Genomic DNA, 12,211 nt, shown 5'->3' on the forward strand with positions numbered 1-12,211 from the left:
CCGGGTCCCTTCCGCCGGTCCGCCGATTCGGCGAACCGGCGGTCAGGGCCCCACGCTACGACGCCCGGGCGGCTCAGGAGTCCGAGGCGCCGTCGTCCTTCCCGGCCGCGGGCGCCGTCACCGCCGGAGCGGCACCGCGGGCCGCCCCGCGCCCGCGCAGCACCCGCCAGACCAGCACCGCCACGGCGGCGGTGACCAGGAACGGGAACGCGGCCCCGAACGCCACCGCGATCCACCGCAGCACCGTCACGAACGCGTCCCAGCCGCCGCCCAGCGCTTCCAGGAACTCCGGGTCGTCCTCCTTCTCCCCGTCGTCGTCCGGGGCGTCCGGCGGCGTCAGGTCCAGCGTGATCGTCGCCAGCGAGGTGCGGTCCTTCAGACTCGCCTGCTGGGCCAGCAGCGACTCCAGATCGGCCTGACGGCTGCTCAGCTCGCCCTCCAGGGCCACCACATCGCTGATCCGCTCCGCCTTGTCCATCAGCTCCCGCACCCGCGCCACACTCGCGCGCTGGGTGGAGATCCGGCTGTCCACGTCGACCACCTGGCCGGTGACGTCCTTCGCGTCCGAGGTGCGCGACAGCAGCTTCCCGGAACCGGACAGCTCCCGCAGCACCTCCTGGAACCGCTCCTGCGGCACCCGCAGCACCAGATGCGAGGTCTCGTAGGTGTCGTCGAGGCGCTCGGTGTTCTCCGACGCCACCAGGCCCCCCGCGCCCTCGGCGGCACCGCGCGCGGCGGCGACCGCCTTCGGCACGCTCTTCACCTCGACGGAGAGCGTGGCCGTACGGATCACATGGGTGCCCCCCGGCTTCGGCGCCGCCTTCTTCCCGGCCCCCTTCCCGTCGGCCTGCTCCTCGGGGGCGGCGGAGGCCGCTGCCCCGGCCTCGTCCGCGAACCCCTCGCGCGGCGCGGCCTTTCCGTCCGCCGCCTTCGCGCCGTCGTCCGACGCGTCGCCCGACGCCCCGCAGCCGCCGACGGCGAGCAGCAGGCCGAGCGCCCCGGCCACGAGCGCCGCACGTGCGCGGACGAACGACCGACGGCTTCCGCTCTCCCCATCCGTAACCGGATCCATAACTGGTCCCCCCAGGACGTTGGTTGACATCGTCGGTTCGACGCGGCGGCCCCGGGGCCGGTTGCCGCCCACCGGTTTCGAAGTGGTCACGGTCGGGACGCGGTACGGGTTTGAGAGAGTGGACCCATGCAGCGTTCTCAACAGCGTGCGGAAACGCCCCCGGGCCACGTCGTCGTCATCGGCGGCGGCATCGCCGGCCTGGCCGCCGCCCACCGCCTCGTCACCACCGGAGTGCGGGTCACCCTCCTGGAGGCCACGGACCGGCTCGGCGGCAAGCTCATGACCGGCGAGGTCGCGGGCGTCCAGGTCGACCTGGGGGCCGAGTCGATGCTCGCCCGGCGCCCCGAGGCGGTCGCCCTGGCCGAGGCGGTGGGCCTCGCCGACCGCCTCCAGCCGCCCGCCACCGCCACCGCCTCGCTCTGGACCCGCGACGCGCTGCGCCCCATGCCCAAGGGCCATGTCATGGGCGTCCCCGGCGACCCCGCGGTCCTCGGCGAGGTGCTGTCACCCGAGGGCCTGGCCCGGATCGCCGAGGAGCGCGACCTCACCCCGACGCCCGTGGGCGAGGACGTCGCGGTCGGCGCGTACGTCGCCGACCGGCTCGGCCGCGAGGTCGTGGACCGGCTGGTGGAGCCCCTCCTCGGCGGGGTCTACGCGGGCGACGCCTACCGGATCTCGATGCGCGCCGCCGTACCCCAGCTCTTCGAAGCGGTGAAGGAAGGCGGCCCGCTGCTGGAGGCCGTGGGCCGCATCCAGGAACGCGCGGCGGCCCGGCAGCAGGCCGGCCCGGTCTTCCAGGGCATCGAGGGCGGCATCGGCACCCTCCCGGCCGCCGTCGGCGACGCCGTACGGGCCGGGGGCGGCGACATCATCACCGAGACGCCCGTCCTCGGTCTCACCCGTACGGAAACGGGCTGGGCCGTCCGCACCGACACCCGGACGATCGCCGCCGACGGCATCGTCCTGGCCACCCCCGCCTGGTCCGCCGGCACCCTGCTGGCCGCCGAGTCCCCGGCCGCCTCCGCCGAGCTGTCCGGCGTCGAGTACGCCTCGATGGCCCTGGTCACCCTGGCCTTCCGGCGTACCGACATCGAGGCGTACTCGGCCCTGCGCGGCCGCTCCGGCTTCCTCGTACCGCCGGTCGACGGGCACACCATCAAGGCGTCCACGTTCTCCAGCAACAAATGGCAGTGGGTCGCCGACGCCGCCCCCGGCCTCTTCGTGCTCCGCACCTCCGTCGGCCGGTACGGCGAGGAGGACCACCTCCACCGCGAGGACGAGGAACTGGTCTCCGTGTCCCTGCGCGACCTCGCCGCGGCCACCGGACTCACCGCCCGGCCCGTCGACAGCGAGGTCACCCGCTGGATCGGCGGACTGCCGCAGTACCCGGTCGGCCACCTCACCCGGGTCGCCCGGATCCGCGACGAGGTCGCCAAGCTGCCCGCCCTGCGGGTCTGCGGCGCGGTCTACGACGGCGTCGGCATCCCCGCCTGCATCGCGAGCGCCCACCGGGCGGCCGACGAGATCACCAGGGAGATCATCGCCACGCCGACCCTGGTTCGGGGCACGGGGAGCGAGGCGGGACAATAGCCGTATGAGTGCTCCTGAGACTGTGACATCAAGCAAGAGTCCGAACGCCGGCAAGAAGGCCAAGGACCTCAACGAGGTCATCCGCTACACCCTGTGGTCGGTCTTCAAACTGCGCGACGTCCTCCCGCTGGACCGCGCCGGTTACGCCGACGAGGTCCAGGAGCTGTTCGACCAGCTCGCGGCCAAGGACGTCACCGTCCGGGGCACCTACGACCTCTCCGGGCTGCGGGCCGACGCGGACATCATGATCTGGTGGCACGCGGAGACCTCGGACCAGCTCCAGGACGCGTACAACCTCTTCAGGCGCACCAAGCTCGGCCGCGCGCTCGACCCGGTCTGGTCGAACATGGCGCTGCACCGCCCCGCCGAGTTCAACAAGTCGCACATCCCGGCGTTCCTCGCCGACGAGACGCCCCGCGACTACATCAGCGTCTACCCCTTCGTCCGGTCCTACGACTGGTATCTGCTGCCCGACGAGGACCGCCGCCGCATGCTCGCGGACCACGGCAAGATGGCCCGGGGCTACCCGGACGTCCGCGCCAACACCGTCGCCTCGTTCTCGCTCGGCGACTACGAGTGGATCCTCGCCTTCGAGGCGGACGAGCTGTACCGCATCGTCGACCTGATGCGTCACCTGCGCGCCTCCGAGGCACGGCTCCACGTGCGCGAGGAGGTCCCGTTCTACACGGGCCGCAGGAAGAGCGTCGCAGACCTGGTGGCCGGGCTCGCATAACCAGCGAGTCCCGCACCACCCCAACCCGGAAGATCAGAGGGACGGGCACCGGGCACCGATCGTGCCGTCCGCCCCTCCAGCGACACCGGGTTCGGCTTCGGGGGCCGTCGCACCGTGAAGGTGCGGCGGCCCCCGCTCCGTACTCGGCTCAGTCCAGCGACACCGGGTTCGGCTCCGGGTGCGCGGCACAGTCCGCACCCCGCCCCGGCACCTCACCGGTCAGCAGATACCGGCGCAGATGATCGTCCACGCAGGTGTTCCCGGCCCCGCCGACGCCGTGCGTCCCCGCGCCCCGCTCGGTCACCAGCGACGACCCGGGCAGCCGCTTCCGCAGCTCCAGCGCCCCCTTGTACGGCGTCGCCGCGTCCCGCTCCGCCGCCAGGATCAGCACCGGCGGCAGCTCGCCCCACCGCGTCCCCACCTCCAGCGGCCGCTGCCGGGGCGCGGGCCAGAATGCGCACGGCAGGTTGGTGAAGGCGTTGTCCCAGGTCTCGAAGGGAGCGACCCGCGCCAGGTCCGTGTGGTCGCGGTCCCAGATCTCGAACTCCTCCGGCCAGGGCGCGTCGTTGCACTCGACCGCCGTGTACACCGCCTGCGCGTTCTCGTTGTCCTTCGCCGCCACCGCACGCGGGGAGGCCTGTGCGACCAGCGGCTCCGGGTTGCCCCGCACGTACTCCGACAGGGCCGTCGCCCGCATCGCCCAGTAGTCGTCGTAGTAACCGGCCCCCAGGAACGCCGAATGCAGCTGCCCCGGCCCGACCTTGCCGCCCGCGGGCTTCACCGCCAGCTCGGCGCGCACCTCGTCGTAGCGCCGCTGCACCGCCTCCGGGGTGGCCCCCAGGTGGTACACGTCGTCGTGCCGGGCCACCCAGCGGCGGAAGTCCTCCCAGCGCGTCTCGAAGGCCAGCGACTGGTCCATGTTGGAGCGGTACCAGATCTGCTCCGGGTCCGGGTCGACCACCGAGTCGAAGACCATCCGCCGTACGTGCGAGGGGAACAGCGTCGCGTACAGCGCGCCGAAGTACGTCCCGTACGACGCCCCCATGAACGTCAGCCGGCTCTCGCCGAGCGCGGCCCGCAGGACGTCCAGGTCACGGGCGTTGTTCAGCGAGGTGTAGTGCCGCAGCGTCGCGCCCGCGTGCTCCGCGCAGCCCCGCGCGTACGCCTTCGCACGGGCGACGCGCCGCTCCTTGTACGCCTGCGTCGGGTGCGTCGGCGCGTCCGTCGGACCCTTGGTGTACGCGGCGGGGTCCTGGCAGGACAGCGGGGCGGAGGAGCCGTTCACCCCGCGCGGGGCGTAGCCGACCAGGTCGTACGCCTCGGCGATCTCCTTCCACTCCGGCAGCTCCCCGGCCAGCGGGAAGGTGATGCTGGACGCGCCGGGGCCGCCCGGGTTGTAGACGAACGAGCCCTGCCGCTCCTGCGCCGGACCGGTGGCGGGCGTGCGGCTGACGGTCAGTTCGAGCTGCCGCCCGTCCGGCTCGGCGTAGTCGAGGGGCACCTTCACCGTGCCGCACTTCAGGGAGTCCGGGAGCATCTCCTCCTCGGGGCAGGCGGCGAAGTCGATCCCGGCGGCGGTGGCCCGGGCGGCGGCGATCGCGGTGCCCCGGGACTCGGCGGAGCCCGGCGCCTCCCAGGCGTTCGCGGGAGCGGCGGCCAGGGCGGACAGGACCAGGGAGCCGATCGATGTGTACAGCGCAGCTGTTCTCACGCGCGGGGCCTCTCTGCGGATGCGGAGAGGGATGGTCGGGCGGACGGGCGCCGATGTCCAGTACCGCCCCGGAATGTCACCGGGAACCACCCTGATGGGCGGTCAACAACCGTACGAGTGGCCTCGGTTCGCCCGGATCAGGAGCGGTTCAGGACCCGCCGCCGCAGCCGCCGCCACCGCCCCCGCAGCTGGAGCCGCCCGAGCTGCCGCAGCTCGAACCGCTGCTGCCTCCGCACCCGGACCCGGAGGAGCATCCGGACCCCGAGGAGCATCCGGACCCGCCGCCGCAGCTCGATCCGGAGCCGCCCCCGGTCGACCCGCCGCAGCTGGAGCCGCCGGGGCCGGCGGCGGCGCACCAGACCGTCGCGACGCCGACGGCGGTGACGCCCGCCGCCGTGGACCCGGCGACGTACGACGAGGACCGCCGGCGCGGAGCGCTCAGCCGTGCCGCGGCCACCAGCTGGGCCTGGAGCACCGGGTCCGGCAGCGCGCGGAGCCCCAGCGTGGCGACGAGGTGGGCGGGCGTCACCACATGGGCGTAGGCGGTCCGGAACGCCAGGGCGGCGTGCTGCCCCGACTTCGTGATGCGGCTCGCGGAGGCGCCCGCGACGATCAGGCCGCTGAACGCGCCGATCACGATCGCGGGCAGGATCTTCACGATGAACGGGACCGGGAAGTCCATGGTGTCGACCACCGCGAGCTGGACGAACGTGACCACCAGGCTCAACGGCAGGGCGATGAGGCACGCCACCCCCTGGATCAGCCCCCACCGCCGCAGCGGCCGGATCCGGTGGGGCGGCACCAGCAGCCCGCGAGCGGCGAGCCCGTCGCCGACCTCCTGGACCGCCGGGTGGCGCATCACCGCTTCCCGCAGGACGTGCAGGGCGCCGCTCGGGGCGGCGGCCAGCTCCTGGAACACCGCGCGTTCCACCGGGTCGTTCGCCTGCGCCCGCTGTACGGCGACGATGCCGGGCCCGCCGACGGCCAGCCGGCCGTCCGCGTGCAGCGAGGCGAGAGCGGTGTCCACCACCCTGGCCGGACCGCCGTTGAGGAACGCGACCTCGTACAGGTCGTGAAGGGCGACGCCGGGCCCCGGGGCGGGGCGGCGGGACCGCTCGGCCACCGCCTTCACGACGAGCAGCACCGACGAGACGACGACCCCGAGGGTCGCCAGCACAGCGAAGACGTTCACAGCGGTCACTTCCCCACGAGGACGGCACGGGCCGCCCGGACCAGACGGGTGGTGCGGCCCGGCGGCCGGGCGCCCGACCGGTCCTGCCACCAGTACGTCAGCCGGCGCCGCGCCACCGGATCGGCGGGACCGCCCGCGATGAGCACATGCTCCGCGAAGTCCAGGGCGTCGCGGCGGTACCCACCGGACATCGGGCGGCTGCCGGCGTACGCGAGGAACGCGGGGCGGTAGCCGTCGCCGAGGATCTCCGGCAGCTCGGGGGCCACCTTGGCGACGACGTCGGCGCGCTTGGCGGCCAGCGCCCGGCTCTGCACCCGCAGCCGCCGGTGGTCGAAGCCCTCGGGGGCCGGGGTCCCGACCACCAGGGCGGAGAGCAGCGCGGTCTGCGCGACGGCGGTACGGTCACGGGTGCCGGCCGGCACGGGGTCGGCCGCGGCGCGGCCTTCGGCGGGCGCGGGGTCGGCGACGCCCGTACGCTCACCGGATTCGGCGGTGTCCGTACGTTCACCGGATTCGGCCGGCGTGTGAACGGTCGCCGCCTGCCGCAGCGTCGCCCGGATCGCGTCCAGTTCGCCCGCCAGCTCCGTGCCCGGCGGGAACGCGTCGTCCCGCTCCAGCAGCACGCCCGGCGGGTCGACCCGGGAGCGCAGCTCGGCCAGCACCTCCAGGACGGGTGCGGACACCGGGTGGGCGTGCGTGTCGTGCCAGACGCCGTTCTTCTCGACCCCGCCCGCCACATGCACGTACGCGATGGCCTCCACCGGCAGCTCGTCCAGTGCCTCCGCCGGGTCCTGGCCGAGGTTGACGTGGTTGGTGTGCAGATTGGCCACGTCGATCAGCAGCCGCACCCCGGTCCGCTCGACCAGTTCCGCGAGGAACTGCCCCTCGGTCAGCTCCTCGCCCGGCCAGGAGATCAGCGCCGCGATGTTCTCCAGGGCGAGCGGCACCGGCAGCGAGTCCTGCGCGATCCGCACGTTCTCGCACAGCACGTCCAGCGCGTCCCAGGTACGCGCCACCGGCAGCAGGTGCCCCGCCTCCAGCCTCGGTGACGCGGTCAGCGGCCCCCCGGCCCGTACGAACGCGATGTGCTCGGTCACCAGCGGCGTCCCCAGCAGTTCGGCGCGCGCCGCGAGAGCGGCGAGGCGGCCGGGGTCGGGCCGGTCCGCACCGCCGAGCCCGAGCGCCACCCCGTGCGGCACGACGGTCACCCCGCGCTCCCGGAGCCGTACCAGGGAATCCGGGAGATGGTCGGCGCAGAGGTTCTCCGCGACGGCCTCGACCCAGTCGATCCCCGCCAGCGCCTCCACCTCGTCCGCGATCTCCGGCCGCCAGCCGATACCGATGCCCAGCTTCATGGTGTCCCCCTGCTCACCCAGGCCTTCGCTCTGTCGTTCTGTCCAGGGGTCATGACCCCGCCGAACGGTGCTGAACCCGACAGAGGGGACGTTCAGAGCTGGATTTGAGGTTCCGGGACCGGCGGCCTCGTTATGGCATCGGCATCATCGTGGGCGGCACCGGCCGCGAGGTGAAGGACTGGTCGCCGGTCGGCGTCGCCGGCACCGGGGCCGGCGGGACCTGGCCGTCCCGGGGCATCGACGGGCCGGAGGGACTGGCGGTCGACCCGCTCGCCGCTTCGCGCGCCAGGGCGTCGAAGTCGACGAACCCGGTGGCCTCCAGCATGGTGATGTGGTCCAGCACGGTCTGGTTGGCGTCGCTCGCCAGCTGCCGGATCAGCGTGTTGCGGGTGGTGTGGCGGACCTGGCCGATCAGGCCGAAGACCTTGCCGTGGGCGGCGCGCAGGATGTTGGCGAACTTCCGCTCGTACTCGTCCCCGCTCGCCGCCGTCAGCTCCCGCAGCCACTCCTGCTGCTGGGCGGTCGGCTGGTTGGGCAGCTCCACCCCGAGCTTCGCCGCCACGTCCCGGGCCCGCCGGTCCAGATCGGCGTGCCCGACGACGAGGTGGTCCCCGGCGGCCTTCGTCGCCTCACTGGGCGCCCGTTCGATCGCCTGCTGCCCGGCGGGCAGCTCCCACAGCCCGGCGAGCCGCACCTTGACCAGGAAGTCCCGGTCGGTCGCGGAGAGCGGTCCCCACTGGGTCGCGACACTGGAGGCGTTGAGGTTCGCCTCGCCGGTGCCCGAACGGTCCGCGTAGGACCAGACGGGGAACGCGAGCGCGCCGATGGTGGCGACCAGCGCCGCGATGATGAGGGCCGTTCCGTTGATGCGTCGCAACAAGGTGTCTCCCGGGGCCGAGGCGTGGCAGCGTCGATCGAACAGGCGTCAATCAACCGCCAGTCGACCGGCTGCGCAGGCTACTTGGCGGTAATGCCGAAAGGGCAGTACCGGGAGATACGGAGAAGGGACCGGAAACGTTCAGCACGGCGGCGATGTGGTCGTGTCCCGCTCGGCGGCTCCGCGACACGGGCGATCCGTCGCGGTCACCGCCCCGCTCAGCGGCGCAGCGCCGGATGGTCGGCGACCACCGTGCAGGAGCCCGGGGCGATCTCGGTGAACCCCGCGTCGCGCACCACCGGCAGCCCGCTCACCGTCAGCTCCCGCCAGCGCTCCGGGCCGGGGGTGGCGACGGAGAGCGGGAACCCGGCCTCCCGCCAGGCCTTGCGCTCGGCGTCGGACAGCTCCCACCAGGCGAGCTGCGCCCCGTGCCCGGCCTGGGCCATCGTCTTGCCCGCCGACATGTCCACCTCGGGGTTCAGCCACAGCACCGGGCCCGAGAGATCGGGCGCGGCGGGCGGCTCGGGTTCCTCCAGGTCGGTGCCCGACACCTGGAGCTTGGCCAGCTCCTTCGGCCAGCCGTCCAGCGGGATCGGCGGGAACACCCGTACCTCAGCGCCGTCCTCGCCCGTCACCGTGATGCCGTCCAGCGCCGTGGCCTTGCGCCACTCCGCACCGCGCGCCCGGCGCACGACCTTGCGGATCCGGGCGTCCTGCCAGTCCCGCATCGCCGCGGCCCACTCGCCGTCGCCGAGCGACCGCTCGTCGGAGAGGATCGTCAGCACCGCACGGGCGGCGGTCCGCAGCGCGTCGGTGCGGGCGGGCGGGTCCGTCTTCTCCAGGTGGAGCACCAGCGGCAGCACGAACTGCGGCGCCTGGTCGCGGTCGGTCGGACCGTTGTGGAACGGGCTTTCGGAGACAGGGGTGTCGTTGCTGGTCACCGCCCCAGTCTGCCAGGTGGTCGGTTCACCTCCTTGGCGGAACGACCGGCTCCGGGTGAGGATGCTCCGCATGAAGAGCGATCTCTTTTCCAGCGAGCACATGGCCCAGCCGGCCACCGCCCCCGGTATGACCCTGCAGAACTCCAAGTCGATCAAGTACGCCGTCAACGGGGAGATGCACGCCCGGCAGGGTTCGATGATCGCCTTCCGCGGCAACCTCCAGTTCGAGCGCAAGGGCCAGGGCATCGGCGGCCTGCTCAAGCGCGCGGTCACCGGTGAGGGCCTCGCGCTGATGGCGGTCCGGGGCCAGGGCGAGGCGTGGTTCGCGCACGAGGCGGCGAACTGTTTCATCGTGGAGCTGGACCAGGGCGACTCCATCACCATCAACGGCCGCAACGTCCTGTGTTTCGACCCGACGCTCTCCTACGAGATCAAGACGGTGAAGGGCGCCGGAATGGTCGGCGGCGGCCTCTTCAACAGCGTCTTCACCGGTTACGGCAAGCTCGGCCTGATGTGCGAGGGCACGCCGATCGTGATCCCCGTGACGGCCGCTCAGCCGGTGTACGTGGACACGGACGCGGTCGTCGGCTGGAGCCAGCAGCTCGCGACCAGCCTCAACCGCTCCCAGAGCGTCGGCTCGATGGTGCGCGGCGGCTCCGGCGAGGCGGTTCAGCTGATGCTCCAGGGCGAGGGCTTCGTCATCGTGCGGCCCAGCGAGGCCCGGCCCGAGAAGACCTCCAACTGACCCTGCATCTCCGGGGCGTGGGCCACCGGTACGGCCTCCGCGGCGCCTGGGTGCTGCGCGGGGTCGACCTCGCGCTGCCCGCGCGGGCGCTCGTCCGGGTCGAGGGGGCCAACGGGGTCGGCAAGTCGACCCTGCTGCGGCTGCTCGCCGGGATCGACGCCCCCGCCGAGGGACGGATCACCGGCCGCCCGGCCCGTACGGCATACGTTCCCGAGCGCTTCCCGGCCGCGCTGCCGCTGACCGCCACCGGCTACCTCGTCCACCTCGGCCGGATCCATGGGCTGCGCACGGCCGAGGCGAAGCGGCGGGCGGGGGAGTGGCTGAACCGGTTCGGCGCGGCGGATCACGCCCGTACCCCGCTGACGGAACTCTCCAAGGGCACCAGCCAGAAGGTCGCCGTCGCCCAGGCGCTGCTGGCCGCGCCGGACCTGCTGGTTCTGGACGAGGCCTGGACCGGCCTGGACACGGCGGCCCGCGCCGAGCTGGACCGCGCCGTGGCCGAACGCGTGGCGGCCGGCGCCACCGTCGTCTTCGTCGACCACGACCCGCGACGCCTGGCCGGGGCGGCGGACCTCACCCTGCGAACCGCCGACGGCGGGGTGCACCGGGCGACGGCCGCGACAGCGACCGGCCCCGACCCCGGCCCCCGGGTTCTGATCGAGGCGGTGGGCCCACCGGGCGCGACGCTGCCCGAGGCCCTGCCGGGCGACCCGGTCCGGGAGCGGAGGAGCGGGACGGGCGGCTTCGGCGCGGGTGCGGCCGTCTCCGTCCCGGGCGGCGGCACCGCTGACTACAGCCCCGGCCCCGGCCCGGGTGACGGACCCGACCACGGCGCGGGCTCCGCCGTCGTACGCCTCACCGTCCCCGCCCCGTACTCCGACGCGCTCCTGGCAGCCCTGCTCACGGCCCGCCCGCCGTGGCACATCCGACAGGTCGCCCCGGCACAAGCCCCCGCACCGGTCACGTCACCCGAGTCACCCGAGTCCTCCGAGGCAGCGGCAGAGGTGTCCGAAGCATCATGACCGCCCTCCTCCGCTACCAGACCGCCGTGCTCGCCCGCTCCCAGCGCTGGCTGGCGCCCCTCCTGCTGTACGCGGCCGTCCTCGCCGTCGGCGTGCAGGGCGGGCAGCCCGTGCTGGGCTCGCTCGGCGTCGCCGCCCTGCTGCCCGTGACCGCGTGGGCCGTCCACCTCTGCGTCACCCAGGAGCCGCCCGCCGCCCGGACGGTCGCCTCGGCCGCCGTGGGCCCCCGGCGGGCGCACCTGGCCGCGCTGCTCACCGCCACGGGCTGCGCGGCGGCGCTCGCCGTGGTGAGCACCGCCGTCGTCCTGCTCGTCAGCAGCCCGGCCACCGACGACGGCGCCCACGCGGTCTCCCGACCGTCCGCCGCGCTCGCCGGACTGGCGGCCGCCCTGTGCTGCGTCCTGCTGGGCGCGGTCGTGGGGGCGCTCAGCAGCCGCCCGGTGACGGTCCGCCGGGGCTGGTCCGTGGCGGCGGCGGTGCTCGGCTCGCTCCTGGCGCTGGTGACCACCGGATCCCCGGCGCGTTACGCGGTCACCGCCCTGGTCACGGGATCACGGACCGGGACGTTCCAGCCGCCCGCCCTGGCCCTGCTCGGGGCGGCGGCTCTCGCCGGGGCGGTGGCGCTCGCGGTCTGCCGGCTCGCCGCCCGGCGCGGATGAGCCGGGCGGATGCGTAGGCTCGTGGACGTGGACACCGACGACACGCACGACACGAACGGTTCGTACTGCGAGGCCCCGGGACCGATCGCGCCCGCCCCGCCCGCCGGAGCCGCCGAGGGCCCTCCCTACGCCGAGTGCGTGCTGTGCCGCGAGCCGACCGAGTACCCGGAGTCGACGAAGGGCGCCACGCTCTGCCCGGTCTGCGCCTGGCAGGAGGCGGGCCGCACGGCCTGTTCCGGCTGAGGTGCACAGTGGGGAGTCTGCCGCGCGGGGTGCGCGGGCCGGGCTTCCTGCAGGACGTCCGGCGGTCGTGC

12 protein-coding genes are annotated in these 12,211 nt (G+C 74.0%); 6 read left to right on the forward strand and 6 right to left on the reverse strand.

The features are described from left to right. Positions 1-73 precede the first annotated feature (73 nt). Entirely contained in the window at positions 74-1,072 is a 999-nt protein-coding gene (locus KV381_RS29540) for a DUF4349 domain-containing protein (RefSeq protein WP_218786729.1), read from the reverse strand. A gap of 126 nt (positions 1,073-1,198) precedes the next feature. Between KV381_RS29540 and hemG the strand changes: the two genes are divergently transcribed. Next, positions 1,199-2,662, forward strand: a complete 1,464-nt coding sequence (gene hemG, locus KV381_RS29545) for a protoporphyrinogen oxidase (protein WP_030631799.1) — start codon at positions 1,199-1,201, stop codon at positions 2,660-2,662. A 4-nt stretch (positions 2,663-2,666) separates the two neighbouring features. After that, a complete protein-coding gene (gene hemQ, locus KV381_RS29550) occupies positions 2,667-3,395 on the forward strand; it encodes a hydrogen peroxide-dependent heme synthase (protein WP_030079714.1) in 729 nt (242 codons plus the stop codon). 148 nt (positions 3,396-3,543) lie between these two features. On the opposite strand, the gene KV381_RS29555 is transcribed toward hemQ, so the two are convergent. The 5 genes from KV381_RS29555 to KV381_RS29575 form a co-directional block, all read right to left on the reverse strand. Next, positions 3,544-5,106: an alpha/beta hydrolase gene (locus KV381_RS29555; RefSeq protein ID WP_218786730.1), complete on the reverse strand. Its 1,563-nt coding sequence runs from the start codon at positions 5,104-5,106 to the stop codon at positions 3,544-3,546. A 148-nt stretch (positions 5,107-5,254) separates the two neighbouring features. Further along, positions 5,255-6,298, reverse strand: coding sequence for a TIGR04222 domain-containing membrane protein (locus KV381_RS29560; protein ID WP_218786731.1), 1,044 nt, complete (start codon positions 6,296-6,298; stop codon positions 5,255-5,257). Between the two features lie 5 nt (positions 6,299-6,303). Next, positions 6,304-7,653 (reverse strand): DUF692 domain-containing protein, encoded by a 1,350-nt coding sequence (locus tag KV381_RS29565; RefSeq protein WP_218786732.1) that lies wholly within the window; start codon positions 7,651-7,653, stop codon positions 6,304-6,306. 130 nt (positions 7,654-7,783) lie between these two features. After that, entirely contained in the window at positions 7,784-8,530 is a 747-nt protein-coding gene (locus KV381_RS29570) for a DUF4142 domain-containing protein (protein WP_030631816.1), read from the reverse strand. Positions 8,531-8,748: 218 nt separating this feature from the next. Then, positions 8,749-9,471, reverse strand: coding sequence for a peptidyl-tRNA hydrolase (locus KV381_RS29575; protein ID WP_218786733.1), 723 nt, complete (start codon positions 9,469-9,471; stop codon positions 8,749-8,751). A gap of 70 nt (positions 9,472-9,541) precedes the next feature. Here KV381_RS29575 and KV381_RS29580 point away from each other — a divergent pair, with 70 nt between their 5' ends. From KV381_RS29580 to KV381_RS29595, 4 genes are read left to right on the forward strand one after another with little or no spacing between them, the layout of a single operon-like run. After that, positions 9,542-10,216, forward strand: a complete 675-nt coding sequence (locus tag KV381_RS29580; RefSeq protein WP_030079702.1) for an AIM24 family protein — start codon at positions 9,542-9,544, stop codon at positions 10,214-10,216. 2 nt (positions 10,217-10,218) lie between these two features. Then, positions 10,219-11,238 carry an ATP-binding cassette domain-containing protein gene (locus KV381_RS29585; protein ID WP_218787322.1) on the forward strand — a complete coding sequence of 340 codons (1,020 nt, stop codon included), beginning with the start codon at positions 10,219-10,221 and terminating at the stop codon, positions 11,236-11,238. Continuing rightward, positions 11,235-11,897, forward strand: a complete 663-nt coding sequence (locus KV381_RS29590; RefSeq protein ID WP_030079700.1) for a hypothetical protein — start codon at positions 11,235-11,237, stop codon at positions 11,895-11,897. The genes KV381_RS29585 and KV381_RS29590 overlap by 4 nt, the downstream gene beginning before the upstream one ends. Positions 11,898-11,906: 9 nt before the next feature. Continuing rightward, positions 11,907-12,140, forward strand: a complete 234-nt coding sequence (locus tag KV381_RS29595; protein ID WP_050495553.1) for a hypothetical protein — start codon at positions 11,907-11,909, stop codon at positions 12,138-12,140. Positions 12,141-12,211: the final 71 nt, after the last annotated feature.

The sequence above is a fragment of the Streptomyces sp. WY228 genome, assembly GCF_019287315.1.
Lineage (GTDB): Bacteria > Actinomycetota > Actinomycetes > Streptomycetales > Streptomycetaceae > Streptomyces > Streptomyces caviscabies.